Source organism: Pontibacter locisalis (assembly GCF_042684605.1).
In the GTDB taxonomy this organism is placed as follows: Bacteria; Bacteroidota; Bacteroidia; order Cytophagales; family Hymenobacteraceae; genus Pontibacter; species Pontibacter locisalis.
Genome location: NZ_JBHULU010000012.1, coordinates 323,501 through 348,423, shown reverse-complemented (window position 1 = coordinate 348,423; position 24,923 = coordinate 323,501). Strand labels below are relative to the sequence as shown.

Here is a 24,923-nt window from a genome sequence, read left to right as displayed (position 1 = left end):
AATGGCAATATTAACAAGAGAAGAAGCTCAGGCGATACTGAAGAAGGCGCTGGCTTATTCAAAAGCCGATGAGTGCGAGATAACACTTAGCGGTAACAGTGGCGGCAACATCCGCTATGCACGTAACGAGGTATCAACCAGTGGTGCGGAAGAAAACACGACCATGGCTGTAGAGTCTCGTTTTGGCAAACGTTCCGGTGTGGCCACCATCAACGAGTTCGACGATAAATCTTTGGAGAAGGTAATTCGCCGTTCCGAGGAGACAGCGCGCCTGGCACCGGAAAGCCCGGAGTATATAGAGTTCCTGGGGCCACAGGAGTACATCTCCACCAAAGCCCACTTTGACTCTACAGCTAATATAGACCCGGCATACAGAGCAGAGGCAGCCGCTAAAAGCATAAAGGCCGCCGCAGCCAAAGGTCTGACAGCTGCCGGCTTCCTGGAGCACTATACTAGCTTCACGTCGAAGATGAACAACAAAGGCTTGTTTGCTTATCATCCTTCTACTTACGTGGATTTCTCAGTAACCATGCGTACCGAAGATGGCACTGGCTCAGGTTATGTAACGCAGGATTTTTCAGATGTAAGCAAACTGGATACAGGTAAAGCATCGCAAATAGCCGCCGAGAAAGCGGCTAATTCCAAGAACGCTAAAGCCTTAGAGCCAGGCAAGTATACGGTTATCCTGGAGCCAGCCGCTTCTATCGACCTGCTGCAAAACATGTTCTTCAACATGGACCAGCGTAACGCCGAAGAAGGCCGAAGCTTCCTGAGCAAGCCGGGTGGTAAAACGAAAGTTGGCGAGAAACTGGTGGATGAGCGTATCAACGTGTATTCAGATCCGTCACACCCTGATGTACCGGGCTCTCCGTTTGCAGGAGATGGCCGTCCGCAGAAGAAAATTACCTGGATAGACAAAGGTGTGGTGAAAAACCTGTACAACACCCGCTATTGGGCTTCAAACAAAGGTGCTGTGTCTGTTCCGCCACCAAGTAATGTGATCATGGAAGGTGGCAACGCATCCTTGGAAGATATGATCAAGAGCACGAAGCGCGGCATACTGGTGACGCGCCTGTGGTACATCCGCACAGTAGACCCGCAAACGCTGCTCTACACCGGCCTTACCCGCGACGGCACCTTCTACATCGAGAACGGTAAAATCATGTATCCGGTGAAGAACTTCCGCTTCAACGAAAGCCCGGTGATCATGCTCAATAACCTGGAGGCGCTCGGCAAGCCGCAACGCATCAATGGCAGCCTGATTCCGCCAATGAAGATCCGCGACTTTACATTTACAAGCCTTTCAGATGCGGTTTAAAAGCTGCTGAATTATACTTTGGATGCCGTATGCAGCTTGCTGTGTGCGGCATTCATTTTCATACTTTATCCAATAACCAATACACTACCTGTGCAACCATTTACCTTCGTGCGCCTGCAATACCGCTCCGGCAACTGGGATACTGATCCGCGCATGCCGAGTAACCTGCTGCACTCGCTTATCCAGTACACAACGGTGCCGGTAAACGAGCAGGAAAAGGTAATTTCACTGGAAAGTGCGGAGTTGTTTAACTACCCCTTTAGCTATCTGAGCGGGCATAAGCTGGTGCAGTTTAACCAGAAGGAGCGGCAGAACTTTGAGACCTATGTGAAGAATGGTGGTTTTGTGTTCGTAGACGACTGCAACCACGATATCGACGGGCTTTTTGCAAAATCGTTTGAGGAGCAGATGCGGCAGATATTCGGAGCAAGCGCACTGAAGAAGATCCCGAACAACCATAAACTTTACAGTAGCTTCTTTACTTTTGAAGAGGGACCACCCACTACTAGCTTCGAACTAAACGGCTGGGGCGACGACCTGGTGCACGACTACCTGAAAGCAATAGAAGTAAACGGCCGCATAGCGGTACTATACAGCAACAAAGACTACGGCTGCGAGTGGGACTATGACTTCCGGAACAAACGTTGGCTGGCAGAGGATAACACAAAATTTGGAGTGAATATCATTATGTATGCGCTTACCAGTTAGCAGTTGATCTGCAACCGCCCATGCAATGTGTTCTCAGCAGTAAGCAAAATGGCCTATGTATTAAATGTTGGTGAAAACACCAACAATGGCAAATGATTAAGTCCTTTATTTCTACAAGGTAAAGCCTTTAGCTAAGTGCACCACCGACGATTTCTTGTCTGAGCGGTCAGCGAGTGGGGGTAGGGGCCCTCGATAAACAAAATTGCCTTGATTCTTTTGCTCACTTTTCTCTTTATCGAGGGCCCCTACCCCCATCAAGGAGAAAAGTAAGGCCCAGCCGGCGAGGCGAAAAGCCGGCAGAGATCTCAGCAACTGAAGCATAAGCTGAGGCTTAAATAAAATGAAAACAGGTCAAGTATAAAATGACTGAAAAAGACATAAACCACCTGCTCGGTAAGCTACCTCAGCTAAAGCAGGAAATACAGAAAGTAATTGTAGGCCAGGAAGAGGTGCTCGACGAAGTGCTAATTACCATGATGGCTGGTGGACACGGTTTGCTGGAAGGCGTACCGGGTCTTGCCAAGACCCTTTTGGTGCGCACGCTCAGCAACGCGATGGACTTAGGCTTCCGTAGAATTCAGTTCACTCCAGACCTGATGCCAACGGATATACTTGGCACCGAAGTACTGGAGGAAGACCACGCCACCGGCAAGCGCTTCTTTAAGTTTAACGAAGGGCCGATCTTCTCTAATATTGTGCTGGCCGACGAGATAAACCGCACACCGCCTAAAACCCAGGCGGCGCTCCTGGAGGCCATGCAGGAGCATGAGGTAACTTACGCCGGTAAAACATACTTCCTGCCGAAGCCTTTCTTCCTGCTGGCCACACAAAACCCGATAGAGCAAGCCGGAACCTACCCGCTTCCCGAGGCGCAGCTGGACCGCTTTCTGCTGTACATCAAAATCAAGTACCCTACTGAGCAAGAGGAGTTGAACATACTTACCAGTACCACAGGCACACGACAGGCACAGGTACAGCCAGTAATTACCGGTGAGGAAGTGCTAATGCTACGACAACTGGTACGCGAGGTAAGTATAAGCGATGAACTCTTGAGCTTCGTGAACCAACTCGTACGCGCCACCCGCCCCGACAGCACAAGTGTAGATTTTGTAAAACAATACTGCCGCTGGGGTGCAGGGCCACGCGCCGGTCAGGCACTTATACTTACATCTAAAGCAAGAGCCTTGCTAAATGGCCGTTTTGCTGTTACTGTGGATGACATCCGTACCATGGCTTATCCTGTGCTACGACACAGGGTGCTCATAAACTTTACAGCAGAGGCGGAAGGTATCACACCGGACAATGTGGTGGAGGAGCTGTTGCAAAGCATAAAGTTGCCAAAGGCGGTGTTGGTATGATGGCGCGAGCGTCCACGCTCGTAACTAACTATAGCAGGGGCCTCTGGCCCAGCTTGCTCTGCATAAAGCGGCCAGAGGCCTTACTATACTAAACACGAGCGAGGACGCTCGCGCTATAATATAATAAAGAAACAGATGGAAGAGATAGCAACTATAAAACTGACGGAGGCAGGTACACAGCTCCTGAAGAAGATCGTGGGAGAAAGGATCTGCTACTTCTTTACCGACAACATTAAAGTAGAGGCAACCGGCAACAAGGTGTTGTACTGGGCTCCAGAGTTTGCACTTGGCCTTAAAACTAACCGGGGCGACCTGACTTTTATCAACATCAGCGCCGATTATAAGCTCACCTCCAAATCGTCTACCACCTATTATGAGTTTACTCTTGAAGAGAGCAAAACACCCTTAAGAAAAGAGAAACTGCTGCAGTCCGGGCAACATTCCGAAATCAAGCTGTTGTCGTCGCAGGTGCTGATGATAGAAGTGTACCAGGACTGGAACCAGGAGTTCGACGAAACCATCCACTACGACACAGCCATCGTGCTTTACACCGACATCAGGAAGTACATGCTAAAAGTGCGAGAGGAGCTGATTGGCGGAGTGGATATCATACTTGATGAGGCGGCTATCGAAGCAGAACTGGCAGATATGAAGCTAAGGCAAAGTATAGTTTAGCGCTAGATGACAATACTTTCTCTTTATCTGAAGCTGCAAGAGAATCAAATATATGGCAAGTAACGCAAACAAGTTCATCGACCCGAAGGTACTGGCTACCATCAAAGACCTGCCGCTGTTGGCTAAAACAGTAGTGGAAGGCTTTCTGTCGGGCCAGAACCAGAGCCTGCGGCGCGGGGCTGGACTGGAATTTAGCCAGTACCGCAGCTATCAGCCTGGGGATGACCTGCGGCAGCTGGACTGGAAGATGTTTGCCCGCTCCGACCGTTATTATATCCGTGAAGCTGAGGTAGACACAAACATCACAGTACGGTTTATACTGGACGGCAGCGCCTCTATGGCACATGAGGATATAAGCGGCATCAGCAAAATGGATTACGCGCGCTTCCTGGTGGCGTCGCTGGCTTATTTAGCAACTACGCAGGGCGATGCGGTGGGGCTTTACGTACTGCACGAGAATCAACTCATTAATCTGACGCCGCGATCTGATAATATGCACCTGCAGCGCTTCTGGCACCAACTGACAGAGGTTAAGCCACAAGGCAGGTTCCCGAGTGCACAAAATGCAGCGAACATGTTTACAGACCGAAGGCAGAAAGAGCTAACGGTGTTTCTAACTGATTTGTATGAGCACGAAAATGAAATAAAAGACCTGCTCTACAAGCTGGGGGCACAGCGGCACGAGTTACTGCTGTTTCATTTAATGAGCCGCAATGAACTTGAATTTTCCTATAGTGGCACTCTAACTTTTGAGGATCTTGAAACGGGACAAACATTGCAGGTAGCTACAGCGGAACAGCGGAAGCTTTACCTGGAGCGCCAAAAGGCATGGCTACAGGAAACAGAGAAAGATATGCGTGATCACCAGATTGCCTATGACAGGTTTGTAACCGATGAACCACTGGATAAAGCATTAAGAACATTTCTGCAAAAGCGATTAATCTATAGCTGAAGCACCGGAAAGAGTTTAGAGACATGAAAGATAACTTCTCAGGACACGCTGCCGATTACGCAAAGTACAGGCCCACCTATCCTCATGAATTAATAGCACATTTAGTAGCCCTGGCCCCTTCACATACATTGGCATGGGACTGCGCGACTGGCAATGGACAGGTGGCTGGTATGTTATCCGAATATTTTGCAAGCGTTGTCGCAACAGACATTAGCGAACAACAGCTGCGGAATGCTCCACAGCTACTTAACATACAATACCTTATAGAACCGGCAGAACATACTTCTCTCTCCACCTCGTCTGTAGACTTAATTGTAGTAGCGCAGGCAGTACATTGGTTTGAGTTTGAGCTATTTTACAAGGAGGCAAAGCGAGTACTGAAGCCCCAGGGAGTTCTTGCCCTCATTGGGTACGGGCTAATCAGAATAGATTCTTCAGTAGACAAGGTGATTGAAAGGTTGTACGATGGCATCCTTAGCAGTTATTGGGATGTAGAGCGACGTTACATTGACGAAAACTACAGAACGATTCCTTTTCCTTTTACAGAGCTGGAGGTGCCGCACTTTACCATGACATCTACCTGGACTTTGGAGCAACTTATTGGCTATTTAAATACCTGGTCAGCAGTGAAGCATTATGAGAAACAGCACCAGGAAAACCCGGTTGGCTTGGTAGAGCAGGAGTTACGCCAAGCTTGGGGAAATGATCCTCATAAGACGGTCAGCTTCGAAATAATTTCAAGAGTTGGGAAAGTGTAGTTTATACAAAGGCCTTTAATTCAATTACTAAATTTGATCTTTCTAGCACCATACTGGCTTTTTGCAGCGTCGGCTATACTTATCCCCATTGCTATTCACCTCTGGAACAAACGGCAGGGGAAAACGGTGAAGGTAGGTAGCCTGCGTTGGCTGGAACCCTCGTCAAGCAGGCGCTGGAGCAGCATCAGGTTAACGGATGCCTGGCTCTTAGCACTTCGGTGCCTTATACTTATACTTTTGGCTGCGGCTCTGGCCCAGCCGGTTTTGGTACAGCAGCCACGAAAACCGGAAGGGAAGAAGGTAGTATACCTGGGGCAGGAATTACTGTATACTTCCGCTCTAAAACAGATAAAACCTACTGTCGATTCACTCCTGAAGCAAGGCTATTCACTTCGTACGTATACGCCTGATTTCAGGCAGATACCACAGGAGGAGTGGCAACAGATCAGTTCCAGGATAACAGACAGCACCTTACACAGCAGCACCAATTACTGGAGCCTTTTACCGGTTCTGGCTGAAAAGCATAAACAAGCCTCCGACAGCGTCTGGCTTTTTACATCAGATCAGCAGCGTTTCTTTGCCGGCTCCCGCCCAGAAGTGCTACCCATAAATATCCGCTGGGTTCCGATTACCACAGATGCCCAGACTTCCTGGCTACAAACAGCGGTAAAGATTTCCCAGGACAGCCTACTCTTAATTGTTGGAAACAGTTCCCGGAATGGTATTACATATAGCCGCCATTACATTAGCGCAGGTGCTCAGAGTGTGCGTCTGCCAAACAACCAGACCCTGCAACTGCAGAATCTGGTTGATACGCTACAGGCAAAGATCGGGAGTGCCAGCAACAACGTTCAGGTACAGACAAAGCCATTACAAGTCTCCATACTAGCCGATGAGGCACAGCAGCAAGAAGCACGCTTTTTGAAGGCAGCCATACAGTCTATCAGCAGTTACACCAGCCTGCCCATCAATATCAATGCCGACACTACCACCGCTGACTGGTTCTTCTGGCTACGGGCAGAAGAGGTACCTGAGCAGGTAATGCAGCAGGTGCAGCAGGGGTCTAAGCTTTGGGTACAACAACAAAGGAGTCCGCGGACTTACCAAACCAACATAGCAGCTACAGGGGAGACAGGAGTTAAGGTGCGCCAGATCAGCGCAGTAAACAGTTTAAACGACAAGACTACAGATCTATGGATAGCTGCCAATAGCCAACCTGTACTTTCTGTGCAGCCGATAGGTGCTGGCAAAGTTTATACTTTCAGGAGCGGATTTACCTCCACCTGGAGCGAACTAGGGCGAAGTGCGCAGCTACCTGAGTTACTGCTCCCGCTTTTGTTACCAGCTCCAGAAGCAATACTATTCGATCTTCGGGCACTGGACGAGCAGCAACTAATTCCAACAGAACGAACTTCTCTGGTAGCTAAAAACACAACTAATCCTCACCGAGAGCCGCTTTTACCATGGATAATATTAGCTGCTTTTGTGCTATTTTTAATAGAGCGGGTTATTAGCAACAGGCGCAGCAAAGCATCAGTATGAATCAGGTAGAAAGCATACATATACTACAGCATATTCGCAGGCAGTACGTACAGGCGAAGCTTTGGCTGTATGCGCTACAGGCAATGGCAGCAATGGTGTTGGGTGTGGCTATACTGCTGCGCTGGCAATGGGAGGTGCCTGTGTTAGCAGCGGCTGCTTTCGCTATCATACTTGCAGCTATCGTTTATTTAGTAGTTCGTTGGAGGCGCATCTCTAAAACAAACCTTCAACAGGTAGCACGTCACCTGAACCGGCAGTATCCTCAGCTGGAAGACAGCACTACACTCTTACTCTACGAGCCAAAGAATCTGCTGGAACGACTACAACAACAGAAAATAGCAGGAATACTACATGAGCTACATCCGGAGAAGCAAAAGACGTTTACCTTACGCGGCACTCCATCTTACCTGCTATTAGGGTTAGCCATTGCGGCATCGATTGGTATTTTATACTTGCCAGCAGCTCCCTTAGAAGCTTTCAATGAGCCTGCGCCAATCAAAGTAGACTTTCCTGACACACCTGCCGCTGTCGCTGATACTGCTGTAAAAATAGAGCAAGTAGAAATTCTGGTTACTCCTCCTGCTTATACAGGGAAACAGCCCTATAGCGCTATGGATCCTAACCTGCGTATAGAAGAGGGTGCAACAGTTACCTGGAACGTCCGCACTGATAAACCTCCTCATCAGCTACAATTAGAAATAAATGAGCAGAAGCCACTGCCATTTACAGGCGATAGCAAAAGCTATACCCTGTCGCGCAGCTTTACCTCTCCGGCACTTTACACCATCAACCTGAATGGTCAAAAGTCAGCCTTTTATACTTTAGAAATAATTCCGGATAATGCACCCGTTATCCAGATACAGCAGCCGGAGCAGTATACAGAAGTTTTATTTGGTGAGCCGCAGAGAGTAAAGTTACGGGCACAGTTAACGGATGAGTACGGCATCAGGGAAGCCAGTATGATAGCCACTGTAGCCAAAGGGACGGGCGAGGCTGTAAAGTTCAGAGAGGAAAAGATCAAACTTAACCTAAGTGGCAACCGCCGGAGCTACAGCATCAATCAAACACTGGACCTGCAGAAATTAGGCATGACCTATGGCGATGAGTTATACTTCTATCTGCAGGCCTGGGACAACCACCGTGGCTATACCCGCTCCGAAACCTATTTTGTGGAGATAGAAGATACAACTATTGTAGAGGCGGCCTTTGATATGTCGATGGGGGTAAATCCGGTGCCGGAGTATTTCAGGAGCCAGCGCCAGATCATCATCGATACCGAAAAGCTGCTGAAAGAGCAAAAGAGCATCAGCCGCGCTGCTTTTGAAGCGCGATCTAATAACCTCGGCGTAGACCAAAAGCTGCTGCGCCTACGCTATGGCAAATTTTTAGGCGAAGAGTTTGAAAGCGGCATTGGTCCGGGAGGCGGTATACCGGAGGGTGAGGAAGGCCATGAAGAAGAGGACCACTTCCCTGGCGATGGCCACGACCATGAAGAGTTTGCAGACAATAACAGCCCCGAAGCACTGCTTGATCCTTACATGCACAAACACGACCAGGAGGGCGAGGCGACCATCTTCGAACCGGCTGTAAAAGCTAAACTAAAAGGGGCACTGGCGCAGATGTGGGAAGCGGAACTGAGGCTACGAACTCACAAACCAAAAGAAGCCCTGCCTTATGAGTACAAAGCCCTTCGGATGTTAAAAGAAGTACAGCAGTCGCAGCGGGCGTATGTAGCGAAAACAGGTTTTGAGGCACCTCCACTTAAAGAGCCGGAACTGAGGCTTTCAGGAGAACTGGACAAGATTACAGCACCCTCTGACAGGAGAGTAATTGAACAGAAAGAAAAGCTGCCACACATACAGGCGGCACTACAGTGGCTTGCAAAGTATAAACAAACAGGCAGTTATAAACCGGCTGATGCACAGTTGCTGGAGAAAGCGGGGCAGGAACTGGCACAACAGGCCCTCAACAAGCCAGGGCAAAACCTGCGGACTCTGCAAGACCTCCGGCAGCTGATCACAGAGATAAACTCAGGGAAGAAGCTATGCAGCCCCTGCTTAACTACTGTAGAGCGAGCCTGGGCAGAGTTGCTACCTGCGCCAAAGATCACACCACAGCCACAAAAAACAGTGCGAAGCCAGCTGGCAAAAAAATACCTAAAGCAGCTGGAAGAGTAGATGAAGTCTTGAATTCTTTATGAAAAAATTTAACACACATATAGACCTTTTGCCACACTTGCCTGGAATGCACTACCTGGAGATACCGCAGGAAGTCGTGCAGCAATTAGGTGGCAAACTACAGCTCCGCCTGTATTGCACAGTAAATGAGAATCTTACATTTCAGTGCGGTCTTATGGCCTTGGGGCAGGGAAGGGCCTATATCAGCATCAGTAAAAAAAGGATGCAGGCCCTGGGAGTAAAATGTGGTGATCGGGTTGCTGTTAAGTTAGAGAGGGATGAGAGCAAGTATGGCACTACAGTACCAGAGGAGTTAGAAGAATTGTTGAAGCAGGATGATGAAGGTGCCAGAAGATTTGAACTTTTGACTCCTGGCATGCAACGCTACATCATCAATCATGTAGGGGCAGTGAAAAGCGTACAGCTGCGGGTGGACCGCTCTATATCGCTTATCGAAAATTTAAAGAAACTACCAGAGGGTAAAGAGGAGTTCAGGGCAATACTTGGACTACCCCCCAAATAATTTTTAAGGAATGATAACCGGACAAATATACTTGCCTTGGCTTATTGGAGGAGTCATAGTGCTTCTCCTGTTTTGGCTGGCGTGGCGCAGGCCAAACCGGCAAAGGCTGGTATGGCGCCTGCTTGCCAGCGCAGTGGCAGGCATTAGCCTGGTGCTACTTGTATTTCCGCCTGCTGTGCAACAAGCCATAAGCCCCAGCACTGCAGTACTTTTAACAGAAGGGTTTAATTCTGACTCATTAGACGCCTTACTTCAAAAACTGGAGGCAAAGCCGCAGCTGTATACTTACAAAACCTCTTCAGCCAATAACGCAGTAGCTGTACCATCTTTACATACCCTTCGGCAGCAACAACCTGGCCTGCAGAAGCTACACCTCTTTGGCTATGGCCTTTATAAAGAGGAACTGCAGATGCTTGACAGGATAAAAATCGTTCCACACCTTTCTGCCGCCCCTGCAGAAGTCCAGGCAGTTACCTGGACACCTAATATGCATCTTGGTGAGGCGATAGAGGTAACAGGTAAAGCTTTTCCGGGAAATGAAGAAAAGATGATGCTGTACCTCTATGCGGCAGGTAGAGCACAGGATTCTGTAGAAGTAACTCCTGACAGCACTCAAACCTTTCAATTGAGTTACACTCCAAAAGCAACAGGTCGCTACACTTATACTCTCCTTACAAAGCAGCAGGGACGTTTGGACTCTTTAGGTCAACTGCCTTTAGAGGTATTGCCACCAAAGCAACTGGGAGTCTTATTGCTAGCATCAGCACCTAACTTTGAATTCAAGTTTCTGAAAAATCATCTCGGAGAACTGCACCATCGTGTTGCCATGCAAACAACGGTCAGCAAAGGGATTAGCCAAAGCGAATGGCTAAACATGCCGCGTATCAACCTTAGTCGAATCTCACCCAAATTGCTGAAAAATTTTGATGTTGTAGTTGTGGAGCCGGAGGCGCTGCAAAACCTGAGCAGTACGGAAAGGGCAGTGCTGCAGAAAGCTGTTACTGAGGATGGCTTGGGGATTCTTACCATTGCCACGGCACCTTTAAATAGCCGCCACACGGCCTTCTTTACCGGCTTTCAAACGAAGCGCCTGTCACAGCAGGATACCCGCAACGTGCGCGCGTCCTGGGCAGGGAAATCCTATACTGCTACCGCTGCTCCTTACACACTTATCAACACTACTGCTGTTAATAGCCTGGTGCAGGAGCAAAAAAACAATCTATTAGTCGGGGTAAAGCGAGCAGGATGGGGAAAAGTAGCGATGAGTTATGTACCACAAACATTCGCATGGCATTTAGAGGGCAAGAGTGAGATTTATGCCAGCTACTGGGCAAACTTACTTACCGGAATAGCAAAAGAGCAGGTGCAGGAGAAGTTCTGGAAAGTAGACCAACCACAGGTACCACAACCAGATAAGCCTGTTGTATTAACTTTTACAGATTATGCTTCTGATGTCTCATCAACAATACCTGATGCCGCTGTTGTACGCCTGGCTGATTCGGCAAGGGTAAACCTGGCACTGGCGCAGAACACACACCAGCCAGAGCAGTTTTCAGGCACCTTCTGGCCAGGCCGTAGTGGTTGGTTTCAGGTACAGACAACAGATTCAGAGCCACACTACTTCTATGTACATGAGTCTACAGATTGGCCTCATACAGGTATACAGGTAAGGCAGCGGGCAACACAGGAGTACATAGCAAAACAAGCTATTGAACCTTCGTCCGGTACTGTTGCCTATAAAAAAGAGCCGGTTTCTTTAATCTGGTTCTTTGTGCTCTTCGTGCTAAGTAGCAGCTATCTATGGCTAGAGGAGAAATTCTAACTATTAAACTACCTGCCTTATTTTAGCGGCGAAAGTATCCAAAAGTTGAATGAGCTCCGGAATACACTCCAGGTTCAGCGTATGTCCTACATTTGGCAGTATCTCCAGCTCTGCGTTGGGGAGCGCCTGGTACATTGCTTTTCCCATTTCCACCGTACACAAGGGATCTTCTTCTCCCTGTACTACCAGCACCGGTACCTGAACTCTTTTTAGGTGTTCCAGGTAATTGCCACTCTCTTTAGTAGCCTGAGTCAGTTTAAGTATATTCTCGGGAGTAGGGCTCTGGTTGGCTTTGCTGTTCTTCAGATTCTCTATGCTGATGATAGGATCAAGAAAGTAGCTTCGCCCCAGCACTGTTGGCAACATCACATCCAACATCAGCGGGTAACCCCCGACTTTCAATGCAGCTTCCCAGCTATACCCTATGGCATCGAAATAAGCATCCTTGTAAGGGAAAGTGGACAACAATGCGCCTGCCTGTACCAGGCCCGGGTGATTAACTAAAAATCGTTGCGCTACAGCTCCCCCGTAAGATATTCCCGCTAGCACAGTGTCAGGCAGGTTAAGCGACTGCAGTAGATCAGCCACGTCGGCGGCATGGGCATCAAAGCTTCTATGTTCGGGAGCAGCATCAGACTGCCCCTGGAAAAGCAGGTCTACCAGTATAAGTCTGTACTTCTTACCTAGGGCATGCACCAATCCCGCCCAGGCTGCAGTAGATTGCGAAAGTCCATTTAGAAAAACAATGGCTTGTGTAGCATCAGAGCTTCCGTGTAGCTCATAGTATAGCTGCAGGCCATCTGGTAGCGAATGCTTCATAGTTGTTTATTTGATAGCTGATTGAAAACAAAACTAATGTAATATTTGAAAAAGAGAAATTCGGGCATCCTCTATGGGCCTACATAATATCTCTGCTCTTTCCCTCTTTAGCAGATTTCCTCCTCCAACTCCCGCTTAGGATTACGATCGGTTTTGGAAGGAACAAGGGGCACAGTAAACCAGAAGCAGGAGCCTTTGCCTTCAACACTTTGTACCCGTATACTACCTCCACAAAGCTCTACAAACTGGCGGCACAGCAGCAAGCCCAAACCTGTGCCTTTTTCATTAGATGTGCCTTTGGTAGTTGCAGTAGGTTGATCTGCCATGAAGAGAGACTTTACTTTATCTGCTGCCATGCCTACGCCTGTGTCCTCTACTGCTATCTCAGCAAAACGAATACCGGTAGCCTTGGCACTTAGTTTTATTTCACCCTGTGGTTTAGAGAACTTGATTGCGTTGTGGAGCAGATTCCGTATGATGAAGTCGAGCATGTTTGCATCCGCAAATACCTGTATCCTGTCTGACACCTGTATTTGCCATTGCAGTTGCTTGGCATCTGCAGTATCCTGCAACAGCATAATATTTCGCTGTACGATGTCCTGAAGCATTAGTGGCTCAGGTTTAAACTGCATCGCCTGATCAGAGGAAGTATGGGAGGCAGCCCACTGCAGGAGGTTCTCCAGCAGCGCCTGTAAGTTTCGTACCGAGACCTGTGTATGATTGGCCAGCTTTTGCATCTGCTCTGGTTTCATCTTTTCTGAGTAGTTCAGCAGGATGTTCAGGAACGAATCAAGCGTTGCCAGTGGAGTACGGATATCATGTGAGATAATGGAGAAAAAGCGGTCTTTCAATTGATTAAGGCGACGAAGCTTGTGCTCTGATGCCTTTAGCTGCCCTACTGTTTGGTTCAGTTCCTGCGTTTTGAGGCGCAGCGCGGCAGTACGGTTGGCTACCATTATCTCCAGCTCCTTCTTCTGTTGTTCAATCAGGCGCTTACGCTCTACCTCCTTCTCGCGCTCCAGGCGCTCCTTTTCCAACACCTTCGCAGCCAGTTCGCTGGTAACAGTATTAAGCCTGTAGGCCAAACCAAGTGAAAAAAGGACGACCTGAGCCACCATTCCTACCTGTGCTGCATAAACTGTTACTGTGTTATTTGGTAGCAGGTGCGTTTCCTTCAGAATAAAAAGTAATGCTCCTACTACGAAAAATACGTTGGCTATGAGGAAGTATAAAGCAGGCCTATACCCCTGCCGTAGCGATGCCACACCTACCAGCAACATCACAATTAAGACACAGCCCCCAATGATACCAATCAGGTCTACACAGGCCTGCAGCAGATCCAGAGGTGTGAAGTAGGAGAGCAGCCCCATTGCCACCGGCAACGCATACAGCAAGGCAAGCAGCAGCAACAACCTGTCCCAAAGAGGAAGGCTCTGCTTGGTGCCAAGGTAGCTCCTGGTGAAAAGCAATCGGAACAGGCCATTGAAGGTTACGATAAAAGCGAAGCTATGTGCATTCCAGTAAGGATAGTCTGGCCAGAGAAACTCCAGCGCAAAACCGTGATAGAACATGAAGTACAATCCTGTGCCAAGGAGAGCCAAAACGTAGTACAGGTAGCTTCGGTCCCGGACAGAAAAGAAGAGTACCAGGTTGTAGAGTGCCATCACCAGTATGATGCCCATAAATATGCCTTGTACCAGCAAGCGGTTATTGTTTGCCTTCACAATCTGTTCAGGCGTGTGTAACTGCAGGCTAAGGCTCTGGGGCTTGTACAGGTTTATGTCTCCCTGCAGACGCAGGTAAAGTGAAGTGTGACTTCTGGGCATCAGCTTGATGCGCATATAGGGTTTGCTTTGTGGAACGTCACGTTCCCTCACAGGTAAGAGCTGCCCTGTCTGCCTCACTTCCAGGGAGCCGTCTGTCTGGTGCATGTATAGCTCCACCTTACTCCAGTCGCCAGCATAGAGATAGCGTTCCTGCTCATAATTGCTGGTGTTGCGCAATGCCACACGTACCCAGTGTACTGTCTTACCTGCCTGAGGGGTTGATGTGGAATCCAGAAGTTCAAAAGGGAGTAGCCGCACTTCGTCTAATGTGAGCTTCCCACTTCTATCATGAAATACCTGCAGCTGGTTTACCAGTTCTTGTCCATTAGGCTGTACTTCTACCGTATCCATTTTTTGCTCTGCAGCAAAAGCTAGGGCACAGCTCATCAGCAACAGGAGACTGGTAAGCCATACTCTTACTTGAAGCCGGAAAACGAGAAGTGACAAAAGCATCTATCAATTTACAAAAAAGCTTTGAAAAGCAATACTTCTTCCCCACTTGCCTCTGGAGTTTCTGAATCACTAATATTTTTATATATTGATGGAGTTTAGCATCACTTATATGGCCAAAGTAAAGCTCTTAATTGCAGAAGACGATGTGGTGATAGCCCATAACCTTGCGCTTTCTCTGGAGGAGTTAGGATATGAAGTATGTGCTACAGTCAGCTCCGGGGAGGAATTGTTACTGGAGGTACACAAACACAACCCTGACCTGGTGATACTGGACATTACGCTGGATGGAAAGCTTGATGGTATCGATACCGCTACCATACTTTCAAAATCCATTAAAATGCCATTCATTTTCATGACAGCCCTTTCTGACAAGGGGACGATTGATCGTGCCAAGCTGACGAACCCACATGCTTACCTGGTAAAGCCTTTTGATATACGCACCTTGCAAAGCAGCATCGAAGTAGCCATCCATAATGCCAGCAGAAGCCAGTCAGCTACTACCACAGATGCTGCAGCTGCACCGAATACAGAGAGCCCGGATCATTATCTGCTACACGGTTCCCTGTTTGTAAAAGTGCGTAACCGGTTGGAAAAGGTAGAACTGGAGGATATTGTTTGGGCGGAAGCTCAGGATATCTACTGCAATATTAAAACTCAAAAGCATGTCTACCTTGTTAGCCAAAGCTTAAAAAACCTGGAGCAACGTTTACCTGACAACACTTTTATGCGTGTGCACCGGTCTTACATTATTCGCCTCACTGCCATTGAAGCAATTGAAGATAATAACATTCTGATCGGAGGAAAGAGCATTCCGATAGGTAATACGCACAAAGAGTCTTTGCTAAAGCGGTTACAGATTCTGTAGTCTCCGTCTTTCTTCTGGATTTTAGCTTAAAAAATTATTTTTCAAAAAGCCTCACCTTACCCACTCCTGATTTCACCTTAAAATATTCTTTGTTGGCAAGTATAGCTATAGAGCTATGTGCATTATTTTCTAAATTAATAGAATAAAGCATTACACAAACACTGCTCTCTATGAACAGCTTAGCCCCTTCAGAACTCGTTACGGCTGGTTGGATACTCGTTATCGCTTACGCTGCACTTATTCTATTTTTTGTAGTGCGGGGCGCCCTGCGCATCCGGTCTATTTCAGATTATGCCTTAGGAAGCGTAGCCTTTTCTCCGGTAGCTGTAGGACTGGCACTGGCCGCCTCCATGACCAGTGCCGCTACCTTTATCATTAACCCTGGCTTTGTGGCATTGTACGGCGTGAGCGGGTTTATCTCTATGGCCATAGCACTGCCGGCTGCTGCGCTTTTATCTTTAGTAGTACTTACCAAAGGCTTTAGAAGTATGGGTACTGCCGTAAAAGCGCAAACAATGGCCCAGTGGATGGGAGCAGTGTACAAGAGCAGGGGCTATGCGACTTTCTTTGCGTTTCTTTCGCTCCTGCTGATCACATTCATTGTGCTTATTTGTGTGGGCTTAACAAAAGTACTCGCCAGTGTACTAAACCTTAATGAGCTACATGTGTGCATAGGCATAGTGGTTTTTGTCTTTGGCTATATGATGTTTGGTGGCGCTAACTCCATGGTGTACACAAACATGATCCAGGCAATACTAATGGTAATAGTTGCCTTTATACTTCTTGGATCTGGTTATGAACACTTCAGTAATGGCGTGCATGGTTTCTTGGATAAGCTAGCCGCCGTAGATCCGCTGCTCGTGGAGCCTGTAAACCCCAAAAGCTTCCTTTTCCGGGATTACTTCGAGATAATCTTCTGCCAGGTAATTATAGGAGTAGCAATTGTTTGCCAGCCGCACATTATCACCAAATCACTGCTGCTGAAGAATGAGAAAGACGTAAACCTGTACCTTTTGGTAGGTGTGGCAGCGGAAGCGCTTTTCTTCCTGGTCGTGATAGCCGGCTTGTATGCCCGCCTCTCATTCCCGGACCTGGCTGTAAATGGTGAAGCTATTCCTCTGGATGGCATCATGTCAGCTTATGTAGTAAGTGAGTTTCCGGTTTACGTTGGCTTGCTGGTTGTATTAGGTCTTATCTCCGCAGGACTATCTACCCTTGAGGGACTGATCCAGTCGCTTTCCATAACAATTACCTCTGATATTCTGACTCCTGTTTTTGGACCAAGGGTAGAAGTTCGAAGTGTTCTGATAAATAGGTTGGTGATTGTAGCACTGGCTGCAGTTACTATCCTACTAACTTTTGACCAGCTCCTGTACCCTAACCTGAGCGTGGGCATCTTTGCACAGAACGGTGTGTACGCTTATTTTTCTGCCGCCTTCGTGCCTGTACTTTTCGGTATGTTCCTGAAGAGGGTACCCCTTGTTGCTCCCGTGGTTGCTTCTGTTACTTCCGTAACAGTACATTTTGCCATCTACTATGGTGGCCTTACTTCTTATATGGATGCCCCTGTGCGCAATCCTGGCATAGCTGCTGCGCTGGCCATACTTGCCTCTGTCATAGTAGGCTTCGCTTTGTACTTCTCCTTCCGAAAGCCAGTGCCTGTGGAGGAGATCATCCCTGTTAACTCTCTTAAACAACCTGCATATGAGAACTAAGTATAAACTCCCGCTTCTGCTTTCTTTTTTGTGTTTGGCAGGGCTAAACGGCCAATGTCAATCACCTGCAGCAAAGTCTGCTAACACAGCCTCAGCAGATCCTGTTTTTGAAAGCCTTCAATACAAGTTCCCGGCAAAGAAGATGATGCTTTCCAATGGGCAGTCAGTTGCTTATGTAGACGAAGGCAAGGGAAAGGAAACTATTGTTTTTATTCATGGTCTGGGCAGCTACTTACCTGCGTGGGAGAAAAACATTTCTGAACTGAAGAGCAACTACAGAACCATCGCCCTGGACCTGCCCGGCTACGGCAAATCATCTAAAGAGAATGTACAGGTCAGCATGGAAGGCTATGCAAAGACTGTTCTTGAACTCATGGATAAGCTTGAAATAAAGAAGGCTACTCTTGCAGGTCACTCTATGGGCGGACAGATTGCTATTACTGCTGCCCTGCAGGCTCCGGAGCGGGTTAAAAGTCTCATCCTTGCCGCACCAGCCGGATTAGAAACTTTTACTGAACAGCAAAAGCAACTGTTTAAGATGACAGTCACTCCCGAGAGTATTCAGGCTTCCACACCAGAACAAGTCGCTGCAAACTATAAATCAAACTTCTACATCATGCCTGCTGATGCACAACACATGGTGGATGAGCGCCTGCAAATGATGAAATCTGAGCAGTTTGATGACTATAGTAAAGCTGTAGCGGGTAGTGTGGCAGCCATGGTAAATGAACCTGTGTATGAGAAGCTACCTCAGCTAAATGTGCCTACGCTAATTGTCTTCGGGGAACAGGATGCGCTGATACCTAATAAGTACCTCAACCCTACCCTTACAACTAAAAATGTAGCTGCAGTTGGTAAAGAACGAATCCAGAACAGCCAGGTAATTCTGATACCGGAAGCTGGCCATTTTTTACAGTTTGAACAGCCTGAAGCTTTTAACAAAGCTGTTCACGATTTCCTGAAGAAAAGTGCAAAATGAAACTATACTCATAATCAATAACCTAACCTTACCTAACATGAAAAAGATTTACCTTATCCTGCTTTCGCTGCTGTGCATTGCGCAGGCGGCGCTTGCCCAAGGTGGAGCCATCAAAGGAAGAGTGGTCGGAGCTGATACAGAAGAAGCCTTAATTGGCGCTACTGTGTTGGTAGAAGGCACTTCCAAAGGGGCGACCACTAACACAAACGGAGAGTTTGTTATTGCTAACGTTCCGGCAGGCAATTACAACCTGCGCATTACGTACGTTGGCTACTCCTATCCTAAAATAGATGTGACGGTACCAGCAAACGGCACCACAGACATCGGCACCATTTCCATGAAGTCGTCTAACGTGATCGGGGAAGAAGTAGTGGTATCAGCTACACGACGTCCTGAAAAGCTGACTGAGGCTCCGGCAGCGATTAGTGTTATCTCCTCCCGCGATATAGAAACTCTTCCTTCTTTTAACGTAGGGGAGCTCCTTAATAAAGTTCAGGGTGTGGAAGTGGTGCGTTCTGGTGTGGTTGGTGTAGGTATTAACGCCCGTGGCTTCAACAATGCCTTCAACGTTAAAATGTTCCAGCTCACAGATGGCCGTAACTCCATGCTACCTGGTGGTACAGGCTTACCGGCAGGCTTGTATAACACTGTTGTGAAAGAAGACATCGAGCGCATCGAAGTGATCTTAGGACCTTCTTCTGCTTTATATGGCCCAAATGCCCATAACGGTATTATCAACACAATTACGAAAGACCCACGCCGCTACCCTGGCACTACGGTTTCTTTAGGAGCCGGTAACCAGGATGTATTAAGTGCCCGTGCCCGTCATGCTGGTGTTATCTCAGACAAATTTGCTTATAAAGTAACCGGTGAGTACACTGAAGGTGAGGACTTCGCTTTTACTGACACAGTATACAATGCAGCCCTGGGAGCATTGCCAGAATATGGTGTTGATAATGGCTTTAAATTTAAAAGAGGAGGAGCAGCGCTTTACTACAGCCCCACTAAAAAAACTGACATCATTTTAGACTATGGCATCGGGCAAGGCTCTAACATAGGCGTTACTAACAACGGCCGTAACCAGATCAACGACTGGACCTTCCAGTACCTGCAGGGTAGAATCGTGTCTCCTCGTGTATTTGCACAGTTATATAGCACCTGGAACGATGCAGGAGACACATACCAGATAAACGCACGCACCACAAACTACTATTCCCTTTTGGCCAGAGGTGCCACTCCGGCACAGGCTGATAAGTATTCCAAAACAGGTGCCAAGCCTGGCGAAATATTCCCTGGCTCACCTGCTGTCGCTTTTCCTGGCTTCATAGATAAGAGCCACCGTATCAATGGTGAAATCCAATACAACAACAGCTTCGGTGGTTTTGATATAATCACCGGATTAAGTTATCAGCGAGATGTAGCCTACAGCCGCCAGACTTACCTGGATGACGCAGATGGCAACATCGTATTGAACCAGTATGGTGCAGTAGCCCAGGTAGAGCGCAACCTTACGTCAAAGCTTCGTGCTATAGTAGCTGCCCGTGTTGACCAGCATGATAACTACGGCACACAATTCAGCCCGAAAGCAGCTCTAACTTATGCAGCCCTTAACGGTTCCTTCAGAGCAACTTATGGCCGTGCTTACTCTGCTCCATCAATTCAGTTCCAGGAGTTTTACCTTAACAATGGCGCCCTTGCCATTCTTGGTAACGGTGCAGGCTTAACTATTCAGAATACAGAGACTGGTGCAATAAGAACAATTGAAAAGCTGGAGCCTGAGCAGGTACAAACATTTGAGGTAGGCTACAAAGGTACTCCAACAGAGAAACTGTTCGTTGACCTAAGCAGCTGGTATTCTATGTCTGAAAACTTCATCTCTCCTCTGACCGGCATCACACCTATCTTAGGCAAGGAAAAGGTGATCAAGAAAGGAGACAAAGATGTAACAGAAAAAGCATCTAATGCTCTTAACTATTACCTTACTTATCTGAACTATGGTAATGTTAACTCCTGGGGTACAGACCTTGGTTTAAACTACTATATCAACGACTTCTTCAGCGTTGGTGCAAAATATTCCTACTTCGACTCAGACATCACAGATACAGATAATCTGGATAACGATGCCAATGGCGATAAGAAAGTGTCCGCTGCTGAAAGTAGCCTGAATGCAGCCCAGCACCGCTTTAACTTCAACTTTACAGCTCGTGACCTTTTTGATAAGAAGTTCTTCGGCTCAGTGAATGTGCGCGTCCTGCCAGAATATGATTTTTATTCTGGAGTTCAGATAGCTGCCGAAGAAAACGCTGGTAAACGTGTGGCTCCTTACAACTACAACTATGGTCCTCTTGGCGGCTTTACTTCTGTAGATCTTAGTGCAGGTTATAAGTTTACCAACTGGCTTACATTAGGAGCCAGTGTTACAAACCTTTTTGATACAGCGCAGCGCGAATATGTTGGTTCACCTGAAATTGGCCGACTGTATAACGCAGAGCTGACTTTCAATTTCGGAGGGAAGAATAAAGTAAAATAGGTTAGATGTTTATTAGTTGGTAAAGCGCTCTTATGGGGCGCTTTGCCTTTTTACGGAAGTATCAAAATATTAAAGTATGAAGAACGCTCTTATAACCGGAGGCACCAGTGGGATTGGTTTAGGAATTGCCCGCTACTTCGCCTCCCATGGCTACAATTTATTGATAAATGGACTGGAAAGAAACGGGACAGAAACTGCTCATGACATGGCTACAGAGCATGGCGTAAAGGTCTACTTTTCAGGAGCTAACCTTATGCAGCCAGCACAGATCCGGGAAATGGTGCAGCAGGCAGAAAAGGCGTTGGGGCAGGTAGATGTTCTGGTAAATAATGCAGGAATACAGCATGTAGCTCCTGTTGATGAATTTCCGGAAGAAAAATGGGACTCTATTCTCGCCGTTAACCTTTCCTCATCTTTCCATACTTCTAAGGCTGTCTGGAAGGGAATGAAAGAGAGAGGATTTGGCAGGATAATTAATATTGCTTCAGCCCATGCCTTGCGTGCATCAGAATATAAAGCTGCCTACGTAGCAGCAAAACACGGAATTGCAGGTCTTACAAAAGTTCTGGCCCTAGAGGGTGCACCTTTTAATATCACCTGCAACGCCATTTGCCCTGGTTATGTTAGAACTCCTTTAGTAGAGGCACAAATCGCAGATCAGGCTAAGGCACATCAGATGACGGAGGCGGAAGTAATAGAAAAGGTGATGCTGAAAAAGCAGCCTGTAAAACAGTTTGTAGATGTCTGCGCCATTGCACAGATGGCCCTGCTGTTAGCTTCGCCTGCCTCTTCTCAACTAACTGGCACCATGATGCCTATTGATGGCGGGTGGTCAGCGCAGTAGAAACTTAGTAAGTAGTATAAAAGCCAGGGGGCTGCAGTTAGTTTACTGCAGCCCCCTGGCTTTTATACTTATAGATTAAGCTACTTATTTTATAATTTTAAACTCTGTACGGCGGTTTTGCTGATGCATCTCTTCAGAACATGTCCTCCTCTTTGAGTCGTTGCACTCATTGATTAGCCGATATTCTCCATAGCCTTTTGCCGTAAGCCTATTCTGCGCAATGCCTTTTGAGATCAGGTACTCTACTACAGAGTTAGCCCTTCGCTCTGAAAGTAGCCTGTTGTATTTTCTATGGCCCCGGCTATCCGTATGAGATCCTATTTCAATCTTTACATCCGGATTATCCTTCAACATCTTAACGAGCTTATCCAACTCCACTTTAGCGGCTGGCTTAAGATCTGCTTTATCTAGATCATAGTAGATGTTATTCAGCTTAACCGGAATGTTTTCTCTTTTCGGCTCCAGCACAAGCTCTAGCTTTTCTGAATCAGACAAACGGTTTGGATCAGCCTCTATTTTCATGCTCTGCGCCAGGTAATCTTCTTTAGAAGCACGGATGGTATAGTTCTTACCAGGCATAAGCTCCAGAGTGAATTCACCATTTTCATTTGAGTAAGACTCTACCGTTTTGCTTTTTCCATTTTCTGTTAACTGCAATAAAACGCTGTCAATCGGACTGCCGTCATTGCTTACAGAATCTGCCGGACTTGCTTTGGCGATCACTTGCCCTTCAAGCAGCAATGGCTTGATTTCTTTGTAAGTAAAGCTGTAGATATCATCAGAACCACCCTGTGCGGTGCGACCTGAAGAGAACATGCCTGATTTTCCAGTCTCATCTATCCTTAGACCAAAGTCATCATTAGAAGAGTTTATCGGCGCTCTCATGTTCTCTACGCTGGCCCAGTTTTTATGCGTGCCAATTGCTTTGAAGATATCAAGGCCACCCATCCCTACATGTGTGTTAGAAGAGAAGTATAAGTTACCGTCTGCGCCAATGGTTGGGAAACTTTCACGCCCTGGAGTATTTATTACGCTTCCTGCATTTACCGGTGCTCCCCACGAGCCATCAGCCTGACGCTCAGAGTAGTAAATATCTGTTTCACCCAAACCTCCTGGCATGTCAGAAACAAAGTATAATATACTACCATCTGCTGTAATAGCAGGGTGACCCACAGAATATTGTTTCGTGTTGTTATACTTGAAAGGTTTTACGTTTACCCATGCACCGTTCTTACGCTCTGACATATAAATACCATGATAGTTGGTATGTGGGGTTTGGTTGTTTTTACCACGCAGCCAACTGGTCGGATCTGATATAGCTGTCCTGGTGATGCGCTTATTCACCTGAGACCTTGTAAAGTATAGTGTCTGATTAGCTTCTGAAAACGCTGCCGGACCGTTGTGGTAAGCTCCATTGATAGCCTCTCCTAACGGAACAGGTGTCGCAAATGTGCTGTCCGGGTTAGCTGCTGCAAAATACATCTTGATGTAATTGTTGCTTGGCAAGTTACCCTCCACACCCTGCTGCGCACTTGCTGCGGACAACCTGTTAGATGCGAAAAATAAACCATTGTCTCCTTTAACAGGGCTATAGTCAGCGGCACTTGAGTTCAGACTCTCCACTTTCTTCACCTCAAAAGAGCGAGGGGTGTTTATCCAAGCGGCAGCAGTATCAGTAGAGGCAGCCATTTGCATAGCCAACGCTGATTTTTCCGGGGCCTTCTGTGCATACTCCTGAAACAGCTTTTTCGCATTCTCATAATTACCATTCTGCTTTGCAGCCATTGCATAGTAATAGGTATTGATAGGAGCAGCGTTTGGATACTCTACCACTTTCGCATACCATTGCTCTGCCTCCTGGCTGTTATTTAGCATGCGATAGCTGTCTGCAATGCGTTGTGCAACGGTAAGGCTCGTCTTACCGTTCCGGAAGGCACTCTGGTAAGCCTCCAGTGCCTGCGCATACTCATAATTGTTGAAATGCTTTTCAGCCTGCTCCATCACCTGCGCCTTCAGGGCTACAGGTGCTCCACAGAAGCCTGCCAGCAGTAGCATGGTAATTGTTAAACGTAACTTCATCATCAGTACGATACTATAAATTTCTTGGGTTTAGAATCCGGCCATTCTCTGATTTGAAGAAGGAATAACCTATGGAAATCTCATGTGTGCTGTAGTTCTTCATCTTCCCAAGGCTGATGTCATAAGAATAGCCTACACGGAATCTCGGGGTGGCGTAAACCTGAGCAAGTATAGCTAGGGCGTTACGCTTCTTAAGGTTTTCTGTCTCCACATCGGTAAACATTGGTGCCGAGGTACGGTAGGATACACCGAACCAGAACCGATCATTATACACCAGGAAAGAGTTCAGGTCAATGTTAGTCGGGCTGTCGAAGTCTTCTTTGAAAAGCACACTTGGCTTCAGACGTAAATTGCTGTTCAGGTCAAAGGTATACCCTGTTGACAGGAAATAATGCCGACGCGGAGTAGCGATAAACATGTTATCGCTATCGAAAGGGATCAGGCTGGCAGCTGTTAACCCGGCAAAGAAACGGTCTGTGTGCAGAAAAGCCCCAATCTTGGCATCCGGCAGCACTTTCGACTCGCGGCCCTGCGGCACGGCCACATCCGGTGTTTCACTACCTGTTGTCAGCTTTGTTCCATCAATAGTGTACTGCACAGCACCGAGCGAAAGGCCAAACGATAACTTTGCTGTGTTACTCATGTCTATGCCTACAGAAGCACTACCATATACGCCTGTTTGGCTTTGCGCCCCGATCTCATCATGTACAATATAACCGGCCCATCCCATGTTTGACTTACCTGTAGGCCCGTCAACACTCAGAAACTGAGTAGTAGGGGCACCCTCTAAACCAGACCACTGATTACGGTAAGTTGCATTGAGGTTCAGGATTCCTTTGTTACCTGCATAAGCAGGGTTTATCACCAGTTCATTAAATATGTACTGTGTGTACTGAGGTGCCTGCTGGGCAGTGGCAAAATGAGATATTACCACGCCTAGCACCACTATAATTATACTCCATTTGTTCGTCTTCATAACT

19 protein-coding genes are annotated in these 24,923 nt (G+C 47.4%); 15 read left to right on the top strand and 4 right to left on the bottom strand.

All coding sequences use genetic code 11. The annotated features are described in order from the left end of the window. Nucleotide 1: 1 nt before the first annotated feature. The 10 genes from ACFSRY_RS09585 to ACFSRY_RS09540 all read left to right on the top strand — a co-directional run bounded on the left by ACFSRY_RS09585 (nucleotide 2) and on the right by ACFSRY_RS09540 (nucleotide 11,833). A complete protein-coding gene (locus ACFSRY_RS09585; protein ID WP_377506030.1) occupies nucleotides 2–1,318 on the top strand; it encodes a TldD/PmbA family protein in 1,317 nt (438 codons plus the stop codon). A gap of 90 nt (nucleotides 1,319–1,408) precedes the next feature. Next, the gene (locus ACFSRY_RS09580; RefSeq protein ID WP_377506027.1) at nucleotides 1,409–2,026 is read left to right on the top strand and encodes a DUF4159 domain-containing protein; all 618 of its coding nucleotides are present in this window, start codon (nucleotides 1,409–1,411) and stop codon (nucleotides 2,024–2,026) included. A 362-nt stretch (nucleotides 2,027–2,388) separates the two neighbouring features. Then, nucleotides 2,389–3,384: an AAA family ATPase gene (locus ACFSRY_RS09575; protein ID WP_377506024.1), complete on the top strand. Its 996-nt coding sequence runs from the start codon at nucleotides 2,389–2,391 to the stop codon at nucleotides 3,382–3,384. Nucleotides 3,385–3,519: 135 nt separating this feature from the next. Next, nucleotides 3,520–4,059, top strand: coding sequence for a hypothetical protein (locus ACFSRY_RS09570; protein WP_377506021.1), 540 nt, complete (start codon nucleotides 3,520–3,522; stop codon nucleotides 4,057–4,059). A gap of 52 nt (nucleotides 4,060–4,111) precedes the next feature. Beyond that, nucleotides 4,112–5,011 carry a DUF58 domain-containing protein gene (locus ACFSRY_RS09565; RefSeq protein WP_377506018.1) on the top strand — a complete coding sequence of 300 codons (900 nt, stop codon included), beginning with the start codon at nucleotides 4,112–4,114 and terminating at the stop codon, nucleotides 5,009–5,011. A 23-nt stretch (nucleotides 5,012–5,034) separates the two neighbouring features. Next, nucleotides 5,035–5,769 (top strand): class I SAM-dependent methyltransferase, encoded by a 735-nt coding sequence (locus ACFSRY_RS09560; protein ID WP_377506015.1) that lies wholly within the window; start codon nucleotides 5,035–5,037, stop codon nucleotides 5,767–5,769. A gap of 33 nt (nucleotides 5,770–5,802) precedes the next feature. After that, complete coding sequence (locus tag ACFSRY_RS09555) at nucleotides 5,803–7,311, top strand: BatA domain-containing protein (RefSeq protein ID WP_377506012.1); 1,509 nt, start codon at nucleotides 5,803–5,805, stop codon at nucleotides 7,309–7,311. Further along, nucleotides 7,308–9,488: a DUF4175 family protein gene (locus ACFSRY_RS09550; protein ID WP_377506009.1), complete on the top strand. Its 2,181-nt coding sequence runs from the start codon at nucleotides 7,308–7,310 to the stop codon at nucleotides 9,486–9,488. The genes ACFSRY_RS09555 and ACFSRY_RS09550 overlap by 4 nt, the downstream gene beginning before the upstream one ends. 19 nt (nucleotides 9,489–9,507) lie before the next feature. Further along, complete coding sequence (locus ACFSRY_RS09545) at nucleotides 9,508–10,011, top strand: YdeI/OmpD-associated family protein (protein WP_377506006.1); 504 nt, start codon at nucleotides 9,508–9,510, stop codon at nucleotides 10,009–10,011. Nucleotides 10,012–10,021: 10 nt separating this feature from the next. Further along, nucleotides 10,022–11,833, top strand: coding sequence for a hypothetical protein (locus ACFSRY_RS09540; protein WP_377506003.1), 1,812 nt, complete (start codon nucleotides 10,022–10,024; stop codon nucleotides 11,831–11,833). A 3-nt stretch (nucleotides 11,834–11,836) separates the two neighbouring features. Here ACFSRY_RS09540 and ACFSRY_RS09535 read toward each other — a convergent pair whose 3' ends face one another. After that, a complete protein-coding gene (locus ACFSRY_RS09535) occupies nucleotides 11,837–12,652 on the bottom strand; it encodes an alpha/beta fold hydrolase (protein WP_377506000.1) in 816 nt (271 codons plus the stop codon). Between the two features lie 107 nt (nucleotides 12,653–12,759). After that, complete coding sequence (locus ACFSRY_RS09530) at nucleotides 12,760–14,829, bottom strand: sensor histidine kinase (RefSeq protein WP_377505997.1); 2,070 nt, start codon at nucleotides 14,827–14,829, stop codon at nucleotides 12,760–12,762. A 211-nt stretch (nucleotides 14,830–15,040) separates the two neighbouring features. On the opposite strand from ACFSRY_RS09530, the gene ACFSRY_RS09525 reads away from it, so the two are divergent. The 5 genes from ACFSRY_RS09525 to ACFSRY_RS09505 all read left to right on the top strand — a co-directional run bounded on the left by ACFSRY_RS09525 (nucleotide 15,041) and on the right by ACFSRY_RS09505 (nucleotide 21,864). Further along, the gene (locus tag ACFSRY_RS09525) at nucleotides 15,041–15,796 is read left to right on the top strand and encodes a LytR/AlgR family response regulator transcription factor (RefSeq protein WP_377505994.1); all 756 of its coding nucleotides are present in this window, start codon (nucleotides 15,041–15,043) and stop codon (nucleotides 15,794–15,796) included. Nucleotides 15,797–15,966: 170 nt separating this feature from the next. After that, nucleotides 15,967–17,511, top strand: coding sequence for a sodium:solute symporter family transporter (locus ACFSRY_RS09520; RefSeq protein WP_377505991.1), 1,545 nt, complete (start codon nucleotides 15,967–15,969; stop codon nucleotides 17,509–17,511). Next, on the top strand, nucleotides 17,501–18,490 hold the full coding sequence (locus tag ACFSRY_RS09515; protein WP_377505988.1) for an alpha/beta fold hydrolase: 990 nt from the start codon (nucleotides 17,501–17,503) through the stop codon (nucleotides 18,488–18,490). Before ACFSRY_RS09520 ends, ACFSRY_RS09515 begins: the two co-directional genes overlap by 11 nt. 37 nt (nucleotides 18,491–18,527) lie before the next feature. Beyond that, complete coding sequence (locus ACFSRY_RS09510; protein WP_377505985.1) at nucleotides 18,528–21,020, top strand: TonB-dependent receptor; 2,493 nt, start codon at nucleotides 18,528–18,530, stop codon at nucleotides 21,018–21,020. Nucleotides 21,021–21,096: 76 nt separating this feature from the next. After that, nucleotides 21,097–21,864 (top strand): 3-hydroxybutyrate dehydrogenase, encoded by a 768-nt coding sequence (locus ACFSRY_RS09505; protein ID WP_377505981.1) that lies wholly within the window; start codon nucleotides 21,097–21,099, stop codon nucleotides 21,862–21,864. Between the two features lie 84 nt (nucleotides 21,865–21,948). Here the strand turns inward: ACFSRY_RS09505 and ACFSRY_RS09500 are convergent, their stop codons facing one another. Next, a complete protein-coding gene (locus ACFSRY_RS09500) occupies nucleotides 21,949–23,946 on the bottom strand; it encodes an OmpA family protein (RefSeq protein ID WP_377505978.1) in 1,998 nt (665 codons plus the stop codon). Between the two features lie 10 nt (nucleotides 23,947–23,956). Then, nucleotides 23,957–24,919 (bottom strand): PorP/SprF family type IX secretion system membrane protein, encoded by a 963-nt coding sequence (locus tag ACFSRY_RS09495; RefSeq protein ID WP_377505975.1) that lies wholly within the window; start codon nucleotides 24,917–24,919, stop codon nucleotides 23,957–23,959. Between the last annotated feature and the right edge of the window lie 4 nt (nucleotides 24,920–24,923).